This window comes from Bradyrhizobium sp. HKCCYLS1011, assembly GCF_051167795.1.
Lineage (GTDB): Bacteria > Pseudomonadota > Alphaproteobacteria > Rhizobiales > Xanthobacteraceae > Bradyrhizobium.
In genome coordinates, this window is sequence record NZ_JBNPTT010000011.1 from 116,878 (window position 1) to 132,450 (window position 15,573).

Genomic DNA, 15,573 nt, shown 5'->3' on the forward strand with positions numbered 1-15,573 from the left:
ATCAGCGACAACCGCTGGGGCGGGTACGGATGGACCTGTCCTCGCTGCGGGAAGAACGACTATGGCATCCACGATATGTGAGCCGTAGGCGACGAAAACGGAACGGATCCACGGGTCCGTTCGCTTTTTTGCTTGCTTGAATGCAAATCATGACGTAATGCAAATCAACGCAGGCGGGCAGCCTGCAACCGAACCAAAGGACTGAAACATGGGCTTCCTCTCCAACCTCCTGAACCAGGCCGAGAAGGCGATCAACAGCTACACGGGCGACAAGCTATTCCTGGCTGGCGTTGCTGCTGCGGCTGCCAACGTTACCGCGGCTGATGGCTCGATCGATGACGCCGAGATCAACGCGGCCATCTCCGGCATGCTGGCGAATCCGATCGTGTCTGCCTCCTACACCGCATCGCAGATCGAGGAGGCTCTCAACGCCGCTCTCGCCCGCGCCAAGAGCCGCGCCGGCCGCATGGAGAACAAGCGCGCCATCGAGGCACTGATGACCCGCGATATCTCGGTCCGCCAGGACGTGTTCCTGATCGCCGCGGACGTCGCCGACCAGGACGGCATCGGTCAGCAGGAGCGCGTGGTGCTCGCCGACATCGGCAAGGCACTGAACGTCGACGACAACAAGCTGCTCGCCGCCTGATCGGCGCTTCGCCTGAACGGGGCGGTCCTTCGGGGCCGCCCTTTTTCTTGAACTGGAGATTTTTCATGGACCATCTGTTCTGGGCTGGGCTGTTCAGCATCCTGTGGGTTGACGTGCTACTATCCGGCGACAATGCTGTCGTCATCTCACTGGTGAGCAACCAACTCCCGCCAAATCAGCGGAAGTGGGGCATCATCGGCGGCACTGCGGCGGCGATCGTCCTGCGGGTCGTCATGTCGTTCTTCGCAGGCCTCCTGCTGAACGTCCCTGCCCTCAGTCTCCTCGGCGGCGTCTACCTCCTCAAGGTGGCGGCTGACCTCCTGATCGGCGGCGACGAAGCGGGCACACCGGATGTGGCCTCGACCCTGAAAGCGGCCATCATCACCATCGCGCTAGCCGATGCCAGCATGAGCCTGGACAACGTCATGGCGATCGCCGCGCTGTCTCACGGAAACATGCTCCTGATGGCCCTCGGCGTTCTGCTCTCGATCCCACTCGTGATCGCCGGCAGCGCCATCATCTCGATGGTCATCGGTCGCTTTCCGATCCTCACCTGGGCCGGCGCCGCTCTGCTGGGTTGGGTTGCCGGCGGCATCATCTCCGCCGATCCTCTCGCGAGTACCTACCTGAACCACCACGCGGCTTCGGTCGTGGGCCTGCTGATCGTGCTCGCTGTTGGCTGGTTCTACAGCCGCCGGGAGGAAGCCGAAGCGGTTGCCTGATGTTCACCGAGCTGGAGATCGTCGAGCGCTGTCTGCTGATGTTCTCCAAGCCTGGGCGCTGGACACAGAAGACACTCGCAAGGGACCGGCAAGGCAAGCCGGTTCCTGTATTCAGCGAGATGGCGCGGTCCTTCGACATCGAGGGCTGCATCAGAAGAGCCGCTGGAATCGAAGACCGAGGCGCGTACGCGCGCTTCGTTCCCCTCATCAAGAGCCAGGTCGGCAAGCAACCGTTCGACTGGAATGACCAGCGAGGCCGCATCCAGAAGGAAGTGGTCCGAATGTTCGAAGACCTGGCGGACGAACTGAGGTTTGGAAATGGACGTGGCGGTTGACCAGCTCTGGGACGCCCTGAAGCAGGTGTGCGGATCAAACCCGGACAAGTCGAAGATCAAGTCGCTCGTCGTCGTGCGGCGCGAGCACATCAAGGCCGCGATGGCCATCGTGAAGGAGAAGAAATGAGCATCGTGAATACCAATATCGACACCAAGGAGCCGATCAGAGCCGAAGAGCTGATCCGCGGCTTCGACCTCTACCAGGAGCAATCGATCAAGACGATCGCCTATCCGGACGACATGAAGCTCTGGTATCCGGCGCTAGGTCTCGGCGAGGCCGGAGAGGTCCAGAACAAAGTCAAGAAGATCTTCCGCGACGACGGCGGCATCCTCACCGAGGAACGCAAGAAGGCCATCGTCAAGGAGATGGGCGGAAACCTCTGGTATCTCGCGGCGCTGGCCCACGGCATGGGCATGAGCCTCGGCGAGATCGCCCTCGCCAACATCAGCGAGCTGCGCGGTCGCGTCGATCGCGGCACACTCCAGGGTGACGGCGACGACCGTTGACTTTTCGCTTGACCATTTGTTTGCTTGAATGCAAACAACCGTCCTGCAAACGAGGAGATGAACTTGGACGCGCAACAGGCGGAACGAAAGGCCTTCGAGCTGATCTTCGGCGAGATCAGCTTGCAGAATGAGATGCACGGCGAGGTCGACACACGCGCTGGCGACCAGAACGGCGAGCTGTTCGAGGCCGGCATGGGTCAGCTGGACGCTGTGTTCGACCGCCGCAATGGCGACGAGACCGCGTTCGACGAGCCCCCGATGATCTATCCGGAGAATTGGGACAAGCGCTGGTTTCGCAGCTACGGCGGCGACATCCCCAACATGGTCGTCGGCGTGACGTTCATGATCCAGGAGATCAAGCGTTTGCTGATGAACAGCGAGGACCCCACGCGCCTCGCTCGACAACGCCACCAACTGATCGAGGTCTGACATGCCAGTATTCGGTGTCTTTCTCGCCAACCACGTTCTCGATGCCTGCGGCCTCTATTTGGTCGTGACCGCAGCCGTCAAGATCTCCCGCGGCTATCCGATCAGCCGCTGGTTTTTCTAACGTTCAGGCGTTTGCTTGAATGCAATTTGCAAACGGAGGAAGTATGAAGAAGATCTATCTGCTCGCTGCCGTCGTGATGGGCGTCATGGCTGCCAGCTCGGCCCAGGCCGCTGAGAAGTTCCGGCTCTGCACCGGCAATGCCAAGCTGAACTACTACGCCGCAGGTCAGTACCTGAAGCGCCACGTTCCCTCGGTGGACGTCATCGAGTCCAAGGGTTCGCTCGACAACCTGGACAAGGTCACGGCCGGCGAATGCGACGGCGCCTTCGTGCAGTCCGATGCCCTGCTCGTCTATTCGGGCAGGAACGCCAAGGCGATCTCGGCGCTGCAGCGCTCCGGCGTGCTCTACCAGGAGCAGGCCAACCTGATCTGCAACCGCAAGGCCTACACCTCGTCACGCATGGTCGATCTGAACTCCAACTTCACGGTCGCGATCGGCCCTGAAGGTTCGGGCGCCAACACGACCTGGGCAGCCTTCGTGGCAGCCGACAAGGCCCGCTACGGCAAGGTCCGGACCTCCGACCTCACCGGCACGCTGGCGATCAGCGCCGTCGCCGATGGTTCGGAAGTGCAGTGCGCACTGATCATCACCGCGCTGAACGCTCCGTTCCTCAAGAACGAGGCGCCGAAGTATGCCAGCAGCGTGACGCTGGTTGCGACCGACGACCGGGATATGACGAAGAACGCCAAGGATAACCGCGGCAACCCGGTCTACACCTACGGCGAGATCCCGGCCGGCACCTACAAGGGCATCCAGCCCACCGGCCTGCTCGGCGGTTCGAAGTCGGTCGACACCATCCAGGTCGATGCCGTGTTCGTCGCCAACCGCGACTGGATCGCTGCCCACCAGGGCGACTTCGAGAAGATAGTCGACGGCTTCGCCAACGCCAAGCCGGACATCGAGAAGCTCGTTCAGCCGAAGTAACCGTCTAGCAATCGACGGTCGCCTACGGGCGGCCGTCCTCTTTTCATTTTGTCCGTTTTCGACGCGCGGAGCGAGGCATGAGCAGGTCTGGATACAGCGAGGATTACGACAGTGAGGACCGTTGGGGCTTCATCAGATACCGCGGCATGGTGGCAAGCGCCACGCGCGGCAAGCGCGGACAATCTCTCTTCAAGGACATTCTGATCGGCATGAACGGGATGATCTGCAAGCGCCTGATCGCCGACGAGCTGGAGCAGGAAGGCGCGGTCTGCGCGATCGGAGCTGCCGGCAAGGCGCGCGGCGTCGACATGTCTAGCCTCGATCCTGAGGACTACGACATCGTCGCCGGCAAGTTCGACATCGCCGATTGCCTCGCCCGCGAGATCGTCTGGATGAACGACGAAAGCGGCACGACCGGAGAGTGGATCGAAAACGAGCGGCGCTGGCGCCCCGAGAGCCCGGAAGAGCGCTTCATCCGGATGCGCAGGTGGGTCCGCTCGCAGATCAACGACCCGTTGTTCGACGTGGTCTGGTGCTGAAGGGGGAGGCCGTGAGCACGACGATCATCAAACACCTACCGGCTGAAGAGGTCGGCGAGGATCAGGCCGGATGGTGGATCCTCCACCTCGACATGAACGCCGATGGCACCGAGGCCGGCTGTTACGACGCTGCCGGTCCCTATGACAGCAAGAAAGAAGCTCTGCATTTTGCAGGTCCATTTATCAGGGAATATCAGGAGCAAGCCACAGCATGAAGCAATATCACGACCTGCTCCAGAAGATCCTAACCGAGGGTGTTAGGAAGGGCGACCGCACCGGCACCGGAACGCTGTCGATCTTCGGCCACCAGATGCGCTTCGATCTCAGCGAAGGCTTTCCGCTCCTGGCCACGAAGCGTCTGCCGTTCAAGGCCATCGCGGTCGAGTTGCTCTGGTTCCTCCGCGGCGACACCAACATCAAGTTCCTGCACAACCACGGCGTGACCATCTGGGACGAGTGGGCTGATGCCAACGGCGATCTCGGACCGGTCTATGGCAAGCAGTGGCGCAGCTGGCCAAATCCGATCGCGGTAATCAAGAACAGCGGACCTGAACTTCTCGACCGTCCGATCGACCAGATCGCCAACGTCGTCGAGCAGATCAGGCACAATCCCAATTCGCGTCGCCTGATCGTATCTGCTTGGAACCCGGCTGAAGTCGACGAGATGGCGCTGCCTCCGTGCCATTGCCTGTTCCAGTTCTACGTGGCGAACGGCAAGCTGTCGTGCCAGCTCTACCAGCGCTCGGCCGACGTCTTCCTCGGCGTGCCCTTCAATATTGCCTCCTACGCGCTGCTCACCATGATGGTGGCGCAGGTCACCGGTCTGAAGCCGGGTGAGTTCGTGCATTCGTTCGGCGACACGCACCTCTACCTCAACCATCTCGATCAGGCGCGACTGCAGCTGACGAGGGAGCCGCGCCCGCTACCGAAGGTCTTTCTCAATCTGAAGGTCAACGACATCTTTTCCTTCACCTACGATGATTTCGATCTCTGGGAATACGATCCTCATCCGGCCATCAAGGCGGACGTAGCTGTATGACGAGGGTCGCCAGCGCATTCTACGCTGCGGCGGTTCCTCACCCGGACACGGACGGTCTCTATTACTCGACCTTCGGCATTCCAGGCGATCCGCCGCAGTGGGTAAATGGTCAGGATGGCAAGCGTGACGTCTTCCGCTCTCACGACGCGGCTGTCCTGGCCGGTTTCAAGGTCATGGTGGCGAAGCTCAATCGAGCGCGCCAGGAGCAGACCTTCCAGGTGAAGGGGCATCCAGGGCCAAAGACCAGGAGCTGGACGGCACCGGTCGATACCCGGGAGCCGACCATCGAGCAGGTGTTCGGGAGCAAGAAATGAGCGCTCTACCAAAAATCGATGGGGTCGGTAATGTCGACCTCATCGGACCCCACACCCCGCTGAGATTGGAGACGGCAGCCAGACTTGCCTTTCCAGATGGGTCGATGAAGTTGGCCGGTCTGCGCCGAGAGATCGCTCGCGGCCGGCTCACCTATGAAGTTATCGCTGGCAAGCACTACACCACGCTCGCCAACATCGAAGCCATGAGAGAACTATGTCGCGTAGCAGCAAAGGCCCCTACCTCTACAAGCGGCCTGCCCGACGAGAGGGCGGCAAATTCAAGCCGGCAATGTGGGTCGTCCGAGACAAGCAAAAGGTTGTCTCCACAGGAATTGTTGCGGCAGCAACTGAAACTTCACCGCCAATCGAAGCGGAGCAGTTCCTCGGCAAATACATAGCCGAGAAGTTCGATCCGACTCGCCGCGCCAGGGACATCGCCGTGATTTTGATCGGCGACGTGCTCGGGATTTACTACCACGACAAGGGTGGCAAGAACTGCCCTGACCCCAACCTGATCGGGCACATCAACCGCCTCAACGAGTTCTGGGGCGACAAGACCTTGATCCAGGTCAACCCAAAGACCTGTCGGGAATACGTGGCCAGCCGCCCTGGTCAGGGCGGTGCCCGCCGCGATCTCGAAGTCCTGCGCGCGGCCATCAACAACCACTCGAACCAGAACCTCCACTTCGGCGAGGTGAACGTCACGCTGCCGCCGAAAGGTGCGGCGCGTCAGGAATGGATTACGCGCGACCAGGCCGCCGCCATTATCTGGGCCGCTTGGCGCTACCGCGAGGTGCAGACAATCCACAGCGGCCCACGGAAGGGCGAGGAGGTGGTCACCGAGAAGCGCTCTCTTCGTCACGTCGCCCGCTTCCTACTGATCGGCTGCTATACCGGAACCCGGGCCAGCGCGATCGCCTCAGCCTCGATCAAGAAGGAGATCGGCAAGTCGTTCGTCGACCTGGATACAGGCCTGTTCTACCGGCTCGCTATCGGCAAGCTGAGGACCAAGAAACAGCAGCCAACCGCCCCGCTGCCACCTCGGCTGCTCGCCCACATGCGGCGCTGGGTCGACCGTGGGATCGTTAAGGAGAACTTCGTCGAGTACCGCGGAGAGCCGGTCAAGCGCGTGAAGAAGGGCTTTGCCAGCGCGGTGCGTTTGGCCAAGGTCAACATCAAGGTCACGCCGCATACACTGCGCCACACGGCTGCGACCTGGCTTATGCAGGCCGGCGTCGACGAGTGGGAGGCTGCCGGCTATCTCGGAATGTCAGTTGAAGTGCTGCGTGAAGTCTACGGGCACCATCATCCGGACTACATGAAGGGCGCTGTTGAGGGAATTACGGCGAAGAAGCCGAAGGCTGCGAAACAGCCTCAATCTGTACCCCAATCTGTACCCCAGAAGAAGGCGAAGAAATCGGCGTAACAGAAAACACTATGTTTGCAGGGGTTTAAATGGTCGGAGCGGCAGGATTCGAACCTGCGACCCCTGCGTCCCGAACGCAGTGCTCTACCGGGCTGAGCCACGCTCCGACTTGGGAAGCCGGCTTATAGCGTCGGGTTTCGCGCTTCGCAAGGCGCTCGGCTCGCGAATTCTCAAGTAAAGCGTTGGTGGCGAGGGGCGAGTTAAGCCCTTGCCGCATTGAGGCTTTACCAGAAGGCCATTGGAGCGGACGCCGCGAAAGAGTACGGTCCGGCCGAAATCCGGCCCCCTCACCCGATTGGCGCCGCCGATCCATGCATCATCGGCACCGATCGACCTCTCCCCAACGATGGGGATAAACCCAGCTTGCGGAACAACCGCTGTCCACCATCACGCCCATTCATGTCGCCATCCGAAACCATTGCCCTCGAAACCAAGGTCCTGTCCGCCAATCCCGCCGGGATCGACGCCGCCGTGGCGACACTGTCACGTGGCGGGCTGGTCGCGTTCCCGACCGAAACCGTCTACGGGCTCGGGGCCGATGCGACCCATGCGGGGGCGATCGCACGGCTCTATGCCGCCAAGGGCCGGCCGGCATTCAACCCGCTGATCGCCCATGTCGCCGACCTCGCGGCCGCCCGGCGGATCGGCCGGTTCGATGCGACCGCGGAAAAGCTGGCGGCGGCGTTCTGGCCTGGGCCGCTGACCCTGGTGCTGCCGCAGACGGCCGGATGCGCGGTCGCCGATCTCGCCACCGCCGGGCTCGATACGGTCGCAATCCGCGTGCCGGCGCACCCGACTGCACAGGCCCTGCTCGCGGCTTTCGGCGGGCCGGTGGTGGCGCCGTCGGCCAATATCTCCGGCCACGTGTCGCCGACCATGGCCATCCATGTGAACGCTGACCTCGCGGGGCGGATCGACCTGATCCTGGACGGCGGACCCGTGCATGTCGGGGTCGAATCCACCATCGTCGGCTGCTTCGCGCAGCCGACCCTGCTGCGGCCCGGCGGGGTGCCGACCGAGGCGATCGAAGCCATGCTCGGCGAGAGGCTCGCGCGCCCCTTGGCGGAGGCAGCGAACGACGACGACCAGCCGGTGGCGCCGGGCATGCTGGCCTCGCATTATGCGCCGCGCGCCGCGGTGCGGCTGGACGCAAGGTCGGTGGCGCCGGGCGAGGCGCTGCTCGCCTTCGGTCCCATCGACCTGCCGGGCACAGACCGGGCGGCCGCGGTGCTGAATCTGTCCCCTGCCGGCGATCCGGCGGAGGCGGCGACGCATCTTTTCGGCTATCTTCGCGCGCTCGACGCAAGCGGCGCGCGCGCCATCGCCGTCATGCCGATCCCGCATGAGGGGCTCGGCGAGGCCATCAACGACCGGCTGCGCCGCGCCGCCGCGCCAAGATAACGCCGAGCTAACACTGGAAACGATCATTCGATGAACATCAGCCAGCCGCCAGCGCCGCCCTTGCCGCCCGACCTGATCGCCAAATTCGCCGCCATCGTCGGCGAGCGTCAGGCGCTGACGAGCGCTGCGGATATCACGCCTTACGTCACCGAAGAGCGCAACCTGTTCCACGGCCGCTCACCGCTGGTGCTGCGTCCGGGCTCGACGGCGGAAGTGGCGGCGATCTGCAAGCTCGCGAGCGAGCACCACATCGCGCTGGTGCCGCAGGGCGGCAACACGGGACTCGTCGGCGGCCAGACGCCGCACAATGGCGAGGTGGTGGTGTCCTTGAAACGCATGGACAAGATCCGCGAGATCGACACCGCCTCGAACACGATGATCTGCGAGGCCGGCGTGGTGCTGCAGGTGGCGCAGCAGAAGGCGGCCGAGGTCGAGCGGCTGTTCCCGCTCTCGCTTGGCGCAGAGGGCAGCTGCACCATCGGCGGCAATCTCTCCACCAATGCCGGCGGCACCGCCGCCCTGGCCTATGGCGTGGCGCGCGAGATGGCGCTCGGGCTCGAGGTGGTGCTGGCGGACGGCCGCGTGCTCAATGCGCTGTCGAAACTGAAGAAGGACAACACCGGCTACGATCTGCGCAACCTCTTCGTCGGCGCGGAGGGCACGCTCGGCATCATCACCGCGGCAAGCTTGAGGCTGTTTCCGAAGCCGCGTGCGATCGAGACCGCTTTTGTCGGCGTGAAATCCCCGGATGACGCGCTGAAGCTGCTGGCGATCGCGCAACGCGAGGCCGCGGGCAGCCTGACGAGCTTCGAGCTGATCGCCGAGATCGCGCTCGATTTCTCGATCCGGCACGCCGCAGGCAACCGCGCGCCGCTGTCGGGCCAGCATCCCTGGTACGTCCTGATGGAATTGTCGTCGTCGCGCGAGGACGCGCGCGCCACGCTGGAGACCATCCTCGAACAGGGCCTGGAGGACGGCATCGTCGACGACGCCGTACTCGCCGACAGCCTGGCGCAGCGCATGGCGTTCTGGAAGCTGCGCGAGGACATCTCGGCGGCGCAGAAGCCGGAAGGCGGCTCGATCAAACACGACATCTCGGTGCCGGTCGCGGCGGTGCCCGCCTTCATCGCCGAGGCCAATGAGGCCGTGGTGAAGCTGATCCCGGGCGCGCGGCCGGTGCCGTTCGGCCATCTCGGCGACGGCAACATCCACTACAATGTCAGCCAGCCGGTCGGCGCTGAGACGGCCGTCTTTCTTGCGCGCTGGCATGAGGTGAACGCGGTCGTGTTCGAGATCGTGCTGCGGATGGGCGGCTCGATCTCGGCCGAGCACGGCATCGGCGTGCTCAAGCGCGACGAGCTGCCCGACGTGAAAGACAAGACCGCCATCGCGCTGATGCGCTCGATCAAGGCACTGCTCGACCCGCTTGGCATCATGAATCCGGGGAAGGTGCTGTAACACATAGGCTCGCTGCCGCTGCTGACAGAAACCTGTCAGAAATCTGCGCTAAACACGCGCCTTCGATTCTGCGAGAGCAAGAGTTCCCATCATGAACGTGCCGGCAAGCCTGACGATTGCAACGATCGCCGACGACGACGTGCCCCCCATCATCGAGCTCTGGATCCGTTGCGGCCTGACGCGTCCCTGGAACGATCCGGGCTCCGACATCGCGCTCGCCCGCCGCGGCGACAATGCGACCGTCCTGGTCGGTCGGGAGGGCGGGAAGATCGTCGCCACCGTCATGGTCGGCTATGACGGCCATCGCGGCTGGGTCTATTACGTGGCTGTCGATCCCGATCATCGCGGCCGCGATCACGGCCGGACCGTCATGGCGGCCGCGGAGGACTGGCTGCGCCAGCGCGGCATCCTCAAGCTGATGCTGCTGGTGCGCGCGGACAACTTACAGGTGCAGGCGTTCTACGAGACGCTGGACTATGCCAAGCAGGACCGCGTTCTCTATGCCAAATGGCTCGACGGCCGCGAGGCGACACCGTAGCGCAGTGGCCCGACAGGATTTCTCATGAGCATTTCCGATCGCATCCGCGTCGAAGACGTCCGCGTGCTGTCGCAGAGCTACGGCAGGCTGACCGACAACAGGATCGCCTGGCGGCGCGATGACGGCACGTGGCAGGATCAGCATCGCGAGGTGTATGATCGCGGCAATGCGGCTGCGATCCTGCCCTACAATCTCCAGGCGCGGAGCATCATCCTGGTCAAGCAGTTCCGATATCCGGCCTTCGTCAACGGCCATGACGATCTTCTGATCGAGGCCGCAGCCGGTCTGCTCGATGAGGCCACGCCGGAAGAGCGCATCCGGCTCGAAGCGGAGGAGGAAACCGGCTACCGGCTCCATGACGTCAAGTTCGTGTTGGAGGCCTTCATGAGCCCGGGCGCCGTGACCGAGAAGATCCATTTCTTCGTCGCCGAATACGAGCCGCAGATGCGCGTCAGCGCCGGCGGCGGGCTCGCGCATGAGGGTGAGGAGATCGAGGTGCTGGAGCTCCCGATCGACGACGCGCTGGCGATGATCGACGACGGCCGCATCGTCGATGCCAAGACCATCATGCTGCTGCAGCACGCCGCGCTGAAGATTTTCGCGTGAGCGGGCCAACTCACTGGTCGCGCGCCCCGTTCCTCAGTCGTCACCCGCGAAGGCGGGTGACCCAGTATTCCGGAGACACCATTTCAATACGACAGGCCACGGCGTACTGGATACCAGCCTTCGCGGGTATGACGACCTTCTTGATTGAAACATCCCGCTTCAGAACAGGCTCCCCTGCCCGTCGTCTTGCGGCGGTGCTGCCGGCTTGCGCGCGGCCGGTTTCTTCGCAGGCTTGCGCTGCGCCTCTTCCGCCGCGCGCTCCTCGTCCGTGATCGGCAGCAGCAATTGCGCATCGTCATTGGCAGCCGAATTGACCCGCGTCGACACTTCGTACCAGATGAAGGTGCCCTTCTCCGGGCCCCTGAGCAGCGTCATCACCTCATCGACATCATGCGCGTTGCAGTCCAACCACAACGTGAAGTCCGCAGGAGTGATCGTCACCGGCACGCGGTCATGCAAGGTGGCGAGATCGGCGCTCGCCGCTGCCGTGACGATCGCGACCGTATCGACCTCTTCGCCATTGGGGCCGGCCCAGGTCTCAGCGAGCGCTGCAAACCCCATCGGCGCACCATCGCGGCGATGGATGAAGTACGGCCGCTTGCGCCCGTCCACGCTCTGCCACTCATAGTAGCCATCCGCGGGAACCAGGCACCGACGCCGCTTCAGCGCGTTCTTGAACGCGGGCTTGTCGCGCACGGTCTCGGCGCGCGCGTTGATCAGCAGCGTGAAATTACGGGGATCCTTGACCCAGGCCGGAACCAGGCCCCAGCGCAACAGACGAAAATGCCGTGCGCCATTGTCGAGCATGATGACGGGCACAGGTTGCGTCGGTGCGATGTTGTGGCGTGGCGGAAAATTCGGTAGCTCCTCGTAACCGAACATGTCCCGTAGTGCTGCGGGTGGTGAAGTAATGACGAAACGTCCGCACATAATCTCACTCAAATTATTTGCCCGTTCAGGACCTTTTAACCCCAAACGCCAACACTGCGGCCAATGACAGCAGCGGCTCTACCACCCGTGCAGACCGAGCCAGCGACGGGCGCCGTTGATCCGGCCCGCGCCGCCTTGATGCGCGCCGCCAACATCAATCCCCGCACCGGGCTCGCGACCGACTACCTGAATCACTTCAACGAAGCGGTGATGCTGTTGGAGATGATCCCGGACATGCCGGAATGCGCCGAGGACTTTCTGGCCTGGAAGCCGCTGTCCTATGAAGAGCATTTCACCGCGACCAATTTCAAGGCCCGCGATCTCGTCATCGAGGCTTATGAAACGGCGGATCCGGTGATCCGTGAACGGTTCGATCATCTCACCAAGTCCATGACCGAGATTCTGCTCGCGGTCGGCGCCGCGATGCGCGAAGCCAAGCAGGACGCGACCCGCACCAGGCTGGCCACCCAGGCCACCGGCTGGCTCAAGCCCCTGATCGCCCAGGCCGGCGGCATGATCAATGGCGACCTCGAGCCGGAACCTGTCCCCGACGAGGGCGAGGTCGACGAGGTCGATGCCGTCGACGCCATCATGGCCAGCTTCTGACCGAAGCAGGTTTGATCGAAGCAGATTTGGACTGCTTCCGGCATCGCGTAAGATCGCGGTACGCCGCTCCGGAGCTCTGCCGCAATGATCCCGACCGTTTCGCCCCGCCATCCCCAGCTCGCCGTCAGCGCCGCCATCTTCCGCGACGGCAAGCTGCTGCTGGTGCGGCGCGCCCGCAGCCCCGCCAAGGGCGTCTATACCCTGCCCGGCGGGCGGGTCGAGTTCGGCGAGCCGCTGGAGGAGGCCTTGCGGCGCGAGGTCGAGGAGGAGACCTCCCTGGCGATCGACATCATCGGGCTCGCCGGCTGGCGTGAGGTGCTGCCTGAGGCGATCGGCGGCGGCCATTTCGTGATCCTGCCCTTTGCGGCGCGCTGGCGCGGCGGTGAGATCAAGCTCAATGCCGAGCTCGACGATTTCAAGTGGCTGGCGCCGGATGCACTTGACGGCCTCACGCTGACGGCGGGCCTGCCCGAGATCATTGCGGCAGCCGTAAGGCTGGTCTGACAGACCCCTGTTCCGCCTTGCCTCCCGCACCATGCAAGGGCATATCACAAACCCTGATGTCGAAACGTGTCCTGGCCGTCCTTCTCGTCATTGCGGCGTGCGCCACTGCGCCTGTGCGCGCGCAGCAGGCGGCTGCGCCGTTCGATGGCGACCTGCAGCGCCTTTCCGAGATCCTCGGCGCCCTGCACTACCTCCGCGGCATCTGCGGCAGCAACGAGGGCGCCAAATGGCGCAACCAGATGCAGTCGCTGATCGACGCCGAGACGCCCACGGGCGATCGCCGCACCCGCATGATCGCGGGCTTCAACCGCGGCTATAACGGCTTTCAGCAGACCTATCGGACCTGCACGCCGGCGGCCATGGTTGCGATCCGCCGCTACATCGACGAAGGCTCCAAAATCTCGCGCGACCTCACCGCCCGCTACGCCAACTGAGGCAGAGCACTCTTGCACCTCTCACCCCGTGGGAACGGGAAGAAGGGAATGGGCGGTCGGCGCACGCCTGCACCTGAGGAGCCTGCACCTGGGGATTCGTTACCGCCGTTAACCTTTCCTAAAGAACTGGCCTAGGCGCGCGCCCATCGCGTGGTAAACAGCACCGGTCCGGCGCGCTTGCCCGGAGCATTGCACCAAAGATCCTGCCGACGTCATTCATTCATGAGCCATCCCGTGCCCTTCAGCCCCGTCCACGCCACCCTGCCCGATCACGAGCAGAAGCAGGCCGCGCTCAGCTATCTCAACGAAGCCTGGGCGGAAGCGCGCCATGACGGCGTCGACGGCGATTGTCTGGCGCAGGCCAGCCTGTTCGCCGCCCTCGCCGAGTTGGTCGGTACCTACGGTGAGGATGCAGTCGGCAAGTTTGCGGAAGGGCTGGCGACGCGCGTGCGCAATGGCGAGTTCTCGCTCACCCGCGCGACGCAGTAGAACTCCGCCGTCATCGTCCGGCCTGACCGGAGGACCCAGTACGCCGAGGCTTCTCGGATACCGACACCTGTCTCTGGAATACTGGATCGTCCGCCTGCGGACGATGACAGCGAGAGAACTCACGCCCGCAACGTCTCCAAGAACTGCACCGGCTCACCCGTGGCTGGCGTCAGCAGGTCGCCCTGCCACATCACGCGCTGGCCGCGCACGAAGGTCCCGACCGGCCAGCCGGTGACGCGCAGACCATCGTACGGCGTCCAGCCGGCGCGCGAGGCGACCCATTTGTTGGTGATGGTCTCGCTGCGCTTGAGATCGACGATGGTGAGATCGGCGTCATAGCCGGCGGCGATGCGGCCCTTGCAGGCGATGTTGTAGAGCCGCGCGGGGCCGGCGCTGGTGAGATCGACGAAGCGCTGCAGTGAGAGCCGGCCAGCATTGACGTGGTCGAGCATGATCGGCACCAGCGTCTGCACGCCGGTCATGCCAGAGGGCGAAGCGGGATAGGTCTTGGCCTTCTCCTCCAGCGTATGCGGCGCGTGATCCGAGCCCAGGATGTCGACGATGCCCTGCTCCACGCCCCACCAGATCGCATCGCGATGGTCGGCCGAGCGCACCGGTGGGTTCATCTGCGCATACGTGCCCAGCCGCTCGTAGCATTCGGGCGCAGCCAGCGTCAGATGATGCGGCGTCGCCTCGGCCGAGGCGACATCCTTGTGATCGCGCAAATACTCGATCTCCTGCTTGGTCGAGATGTGCAGCACGTGGATGCGCTTGCCGGTCTCGTGCGCGAGATTGACCAGCCGCTGGGTGGCGAGCAGCGCCGCCTCCTCGTCGCGCCAGACGGGGTGCGAGCGCGGATCGTTCTCGACGCGCAGACCCTTGCGATTGTTGAGACGGTATTCGTCCTCGGCGTGGAACGCCGCGCGGCGGCGGATCACCTGGAAGATGCGGCGCAGGCTGTCATCGTCCTCGACCAGCAAAGAGCCCGTGGACGAGCCGACGAACACCTTCACCCCGGCGCATCCTTCGGCGCGCTCGAGCACCGGCAGCTGGTCGACATTCTCGCGGGTGCCGCCGATAAAGAAGGCGAAGTCGCAATGCATGCGGTGCCGGGCCGCCTTCACCTTGGCGGTGAAGGCCTCCTCGGTCACCGTCAGCGGATTAGTGTTCGGCATCTCGAACACCGCGGTGACGCCGCCCATGACGGCGCTGCGCGAGCCGGTCTCCAGATCTTCCTTGTGCGTGAGCCCGGGCTCGCGGAAATGCACCTGGGTGTCGATGACGCCGGGCAGGATATGCAGGCCCTTGCAGTCGATCACCTCGGCGGCCGAGGCGGCACCCAGCGCGCCGATCTCGGCGATCCGCCCACCGGTGATGCCGACGTCACGCACGCCCTCGCCGTCCTGATTGACCACGGTGCCGGATTTCAGAATGAGGTCGAAGCGCTGGCTCATGATCCCTCGTAGGATGTCGTTCTCCACATGGCGAACGGAAGCAAACATTCATGCTTCATGCCTGCCCATTTGCTGGTCTGCCGCGCGCAGTTCAACTTCATCTTTAACATGAAGCCACCCTGCGACACCGTTTCCGCCTTGTGGTTTAGG

At 63.7% G+C, this 15,573-nt stretch carries 22 protein-coding genes and 1 tRNA gene; 20 read left to right on the forward strand and 3 right to left on the reverse strand.

Annotation, left to right across the window (positions count from 1 at the left end):
- Window positions 1–208 precede the first annotated feature (208 nt).
- The 12 genes from ACQR1W_RS31795 to ACQR1W_RS31850 all read left to right on the forward strand — a co-directional run bounded on the left by ACQR1W_RS31795 (window position 209) and on the right by ACQR1W_RS31850 (window position 7,003).
- The gene (locus tag ACQR1W_RS31795; RefSeq protein ID WP_434854475.1) at window positions 209–646 is read left to right on the forward strand and encodes a Tellurite resistance protein TerB; all 438 of its coding nucleotides are present in this window, start codon (window positions 209–211) and stop codon (window positions 644–646) included.
- Window positions 647–711: 65 nt separating this feature from the next.
- Window positions 712–1,368 (forward strand): YjbE family putative metal transport protein, encoded by a 657-nt coding sequence (locus ACQR1W_RS31800; protein ID WP_434854476.1) that lies wholly within the window; start codon window positions 712–714, stop codon window positions 1,366–1,368.
- On the forward strand, window positions 1,368–1,703 hold the full coding sequence (locus tag ACQR1W_RS31805) for a DUF6197 family protein (RefSeq protein WP_434854477.1): 336 nt from the start codon (window positions 1,368–1,370) through the stop codon (window positions 1,701–1,703). The genes ACQR1W_RS31800 and ACQR1W_RS31805 overlap by 1 nt, the downstream gene beginning before the upstream one ends.
- Window positions 1,687–1,830 (forward strand): hypothetical protein, encoded by a 144-nt coding sequence (locus ACQR1W_RS31810; RefSeq protein WP_434854478.1) that lies wholly within the window; start codon window positions 1,687–1,689, stop codon window positions 1,828–1,830. The genes ACQR1W_RS31805 and ACQR1W_RS31810 overlap by 17 nt, the downstream gene beginning before the upstream one ends.
- A complete protein-coding gene (locus ACQR1W_RS31815) occupies window positions 1,827–2,210 on the forward strand; it encodes a nucleoside triphosphate pyrophosphohydrolase family protein (protein WP_434854479.1) in 384 nt (127 codons plus the stop codon). Before ACQR1W_RS31810 ends, ACQR1W_RS31815 begins: the two co-directional genes overlap by 4 nt.
- Before the next feature lie 63 nt (window positions 2,211–2,273).
- Window positions 2,274–2,639 (forward strand): hypothetical protein, encoded by a 366-nt coding sequence (locus ACQR1W_RS31820; protein ID WP_434854480.1) that lies wholly within the window; start codon window positions 2,274–2,276, stop codon window positions 2,637–2,639.
- A gap of 164 nt (window positions 2,640–2,803) precedes the next feature.
- Window positions 2,804–3,685: a TAXI family TRAP transporter solute-binding subunit gene (locus ACQR1W_RS31825; RefSeq protein ID WP_434854481.1), complete on the forward strand. Its 882-nt coding sequence runs from the start codon at window positions 2,804–2,806 to the stop codon at window positions 3,683–3,685.
- Window positions 3,686–3,762: 77 nt separating this feature from the next.
- On the forward strand, window positions 3,763–4,224 hold the full coding sequence (locus ACQR1W_RS31830) for a hypothetical protein (RefSeq protein ID WP_434854482.1): 462 nt from the start codon (window positions 3,763–3,765) through the stop codon (window positions 4,222–4,224).
- Window positions 4,225–4,235: 11 nt separating this feature from the next.
- Window positions 4,236–4,439, forward strand: coding sequence for a hypothetical protein (locus ACQR1W_RS31835; protein ID WP_434854483.1), 204 nt, complete (start codon window positions 4,236–4,238; stop codon window positions 4,437–4,439).
- On the forward strand, window positions 4,436–5,263 hold the full coding sequence (locus ACQR1W_RS31840; RefSeq protein WP_434854484.1) for a thymidylate synthase: 828 nt from the start codon (window positions 4,436–4,438) through the stop codon (window positions 5,261–5,263). Before ACQR1W_RS31835 ends, ACQR1W_RS31840 begins: the two co-directional genes overlap by 4 nt.
- The gene (locus ACQR1W_RS31845) at window positions 5,260–5,577 is read left to right on the forward strand and encodes a hypothetical protein (protein WP_434854485.1); all 318 of its coding nucleotides are present in this window, start codon (window positions 5,260–5,262) and stop codon (window positions 5,575–5,577) included. The genes ACQR1W_RS31840 and ACQR1W_RS31845 overlap by 4 nt, the downstream gene beginning before the upstream one ends.
- 214 nt (window positions 5,578–5,791) lie before the next feature.
- Window positions 5,792–7,003: a tyrosine-type recombinase/integrase gene (locus tag ACQR1W_RS31850; protein WP_434854486.1), complete on the forward strand. Its 1,212-nt coding sequence runs from the start codon at window positions 5,792–5,794 to the stop codon at window positions 7,001–7,003.
- Between the two features lie 30 nt (window positions 7,004–7,033).
- On the opposite strand, the gene ACQR1W_RS31855 is transcribed toward ACQR1W_RS31850, so the two are convergent.
- Window positions 7,034–7,110 (reverse strand) — tRNA-Pro (locus ACQR1W_RS31855).
- Window positions 7,111–7,402: 292 nt separating this feature from the next.
- On the opposite strand from ACQR1W_RS31855, the gene ACQR1W_RS31860 reads away from it, so the two are divergent.
- From ACQR1W_RS31860 to ACQR1W_RS31875, 4 genes are all read left to right on the forward strand, one after another.
- A complete protein-coding gene (locus ACQR1W_RS31860; protein WP_434854487.1) occupies window positions 7,403–8,404 on the forward strand; it encodes an L-threonylcarbamoyladenylate synthase in 1,002 nt (333 codons plus the stop codon).
- Between the two features lie 30 nt (window positions 8,405–8,434).
- The gene (locus ACQR1W_RS31865) at window positions 8,435–9,862 is read left to right on the forward strand and encodes an FAD-binding oxidoreductase (protein WP_434854488.1); all 1,428 of its coding nucleotides are present in this window, start codon (window positions 8,435–8,437) and stop codon (window positions 9,860–9,862) included.
- A 91-nt stretch (window positions 9,863–9,953) separates the two neighbouring features.
- Window positions 9,954–10,400 carry a GNAT family acetyltransferase gene (locus ACQR1W_RS31870; RefSeq protein ID WP_434854489.1) on the forward strand — a complete coding sequence of 149 codons (447 nt, stop codon included), beginning with the start codon at window positions 9,954–9,956 and terminating at the stop codon, window positions 10,398–10,400.
- Window positions 10,401–10,424: 24 nt separating this feature from the next.
- Window positions 10,425–11,006, forward strand: coding sequence for an NUDIX domain-containing protein (locus tag ACQR1W_RS31875; RefSeq protein WP_434854490.1), 582 nt, complete (start codon window positions 10,425–10,427; stop codon window positions 11,004–11,006).
- A 159-nt stretch (window positions 11,007–11,165) separates the two neighbouring features.
- Here the strand turns inward: ACQR1W_RS31875 and ACQR1W_RS31880 are convergent, their stop codons facing one another.
- Window positions 11,166–11,936 carry an SOS response-associated peptidase gene (locus tag ACQR1W_RS31880; RefSeq protein WP_434854491.1) on the reverse strand — a complete coding sequence of 257 codons (771 nt, stop codon included), beginning with the start codon at window positions 11,934–11,936 and terminating at the stop codon, window positions 11,166–11,168.
- 63 nt (window positions 11,937–11,999) lie between these two features.
- On the opposite strand from ACQR1W_RS31880, the gene ACQR1W_RS31885 reads away from it, so the two are divergent.
- From ACQR1W_RS31885 to ACQR1W_RS31900, 4 genes are all read left to right on the forward strand, one after another.
- Entirely contained in the window at window positions 12,000–12,542 is a 543-nt protein-coding gene (locus tag ACQR1W_RS31885; RefSeq protein ID WP_008970959.1) for a hypothetical protein, read from the forward strand.
- Window positions 12,543–12,626: 84 nt separating this feature from the next.
- Window positions 12,627–13,046, forward strand: a complete 420-nt coding sequence (locus ACQR1W_RS31890; RefSeq protein ID WP_434854492.1) for an NUDIX hydrolase — start codon at window positions 12,627–12,629, stop codon at window positions 13,044–13,046.
- Between the two features lie 56 nt (window positions 13,047–13,102).
- Entirely contained in the window at window positions 13,103–13,480 is a 378-nt protein-coding gene (locus tag ACQR1W_RS31895) for a TIGR02301 family protein (protein ID WP_434854493.1), read from the forward strand.
- 222 nt (window positions 13,481–13,702) lie between these two features.
- On the forward strand, window positions 13,703–13,969 hold the full coding sequence (locus ACQR1W_RS31900; RefSeq protein WP_008970962.1) for a hypothetical protein: 267 nt from the start codon (window positions 13,703–13,705) through the stop codon (window positions 13,967–13,969).
- Between the two features lie 119 nt (window positions 13,970–14,088).
- Here the strand turns inward: ACQR1W_RS31900 and ACQR1W_RS31905 are convergent, their stop codons facing one another.
- Window positions 14,089–15,423, reverse strand: coding sequence for a dihydroorotase (locus tag ACQR1W_RS31905; RefSeq protein ID WP_434854494.1), 1,335 nt, complete (start codon window positions 15,421–15,423; stop codon window positions 14,089–14,091).
- Between the last annotated feature and the right edge of the window lie 150 nt (window positions 15,424–15,573).

Bases quoted from the DNA above. Each gene is read 5' to 3' on its own strand.
- ACQR1W_RS31795 (WP_434854475.1), top strand. From the start codon at position 209: ATGGGCTTCCTCTCCAACCTCCTGAACCAGGCCGAGAAGGCGATCAAC.
- ACQR1W_RS31800 (WP_434854476.1), top strand. From the start codon at position 712: ATGGACCATCTGTTCTGGGCTGGGCTGTTCAGCATCCTGTGGGTTGAC.
- ACQR1W_RS31805 (WP_434854477.1), top strand. From the start codon at position 1,368: ATGTTCACCGAGCTGGAGATCGTCGAGCGCTGTCTGCTGATGTTCTCC.
- ACQR1W_RS31810 (WP_434854478.1), top strand. From the start codon at position 1,687: ATGGACGTGGCGGTTGACCAGCTCTGGGACGCCCTGAAGCAGGTGTGC.
- ACQR1W_RS31815 (WP_434854479.1), top strand. From the start codon at position 1,827: ATGAGCATCGTGAATACCAATATCGACACCAAGGAGCCGATCAGAGCC.
- ACQR1W_RS31825 (WP_434854481.1), top strand. From the start codon at position 2,804: ATGAAGAAGATCTATCTGCTCGCTGCCGTCGTGATGGGCGTCATGGCT.
- ACQR1W_RS31830 (WP_434854482.1), top strand. From the start codon at position 3,763: ATGAGCAGGTCTGGATACAGCGAGGATTACGACAGTGAGGACCGTTGG.
- ACQR1W_RS31840 (WP_434854484.1), top strand. From the start codon at position 4,436: ATGAAGCAATATCACGACCTGCTCCAGAAGATCCTAACCGAGGGTGTT.
- ACQR1W_RS31845 (WP_434854485.1), top strand. From the start codon at position 5,260: ATGACGAGGGTCGCCAGCGCATTCTACGCTGCGGCGGTTCCTCACCCG.
- ACQR1W_RS31850 (WP_434854486.1), top strand. From the start codon at position 5,792: ATGTCGCGTAGCAGCAAAGGCCCCTACCTCTACAAGCGGCCTGCCCGA.
- ACQR1W_RS31860 (WP_434854487.1), top strand. From the start codon at position 7,403: ATGTCGCCATCCGAAACCATTGCCCTCGAAACCAAGGTCCTGTCCGCC.
- ACQR1W_RS31865 (WP_434854488.1), top strand. From the start codon at position 8,435: ATGAACATCAGCCAGCCGCCAGCGCCGCCCTTGCCGCCCGACCTGATC.
- ACQR1W_RS31870 (WP_434854489.1), top strand. From the start codon at position 9,954: ATGAACGTGCCGGCAAGCCTGACGATTGCAACGATCGCCGACGACGAC.
- ACQR1W_RS31875 (WP_434854490.1), top strand. From the start codon at position 10,425: ATGAGCATTTCCGATCGCATCCGCGTCGAAGACGTCCGCGTGCTGTCG.
- ACQR1W_RS31880 (WP_434854491.1), bottom strand. From the start codon at position 11,936: ATGTGCGGACGTTTCGTCATTACTTCACCACCCGCAGCACTACGGGAC.
- ACQR1W_RS31885 (WP_008970959.1), top strand. From the start codon at position 12,000: ATGACAGCAGCGGCTCTACCACCCGTGCAGACCGAGCCAGCGACGGGC.
- ACQR1W_RS31890 (WP_434854492.1), top strand. From the start codon at position 12,627: ATGATCCCGACCGTTTCGCCCCGCCATCCCCAGCTCGCCGTCAGCGCC.
- ACQR1W_RS31895 (WP_434854493.1), top strand. From the start codon at position 13,103: ATGTCGAAACGTGTCCTGGCCGTCCTTCTCGTCATTGCGGCGTGCGCC.
- ACQR1W_RS31900 (WP_008970962.1), top strand. From the start codon at position 13,703: ATGAGCCATCCCGTGCCCTTCAGCCCCGTCCACGCCACCCTGCCCGAT.
- ACQR1W_RS31905 (WP_434854494.1), bottom strand. From the start codon at position 15,423: ATGAGCCAGCGCTTCGACCTCATTCTGAAATCCGGCACCGTGGTCAAT.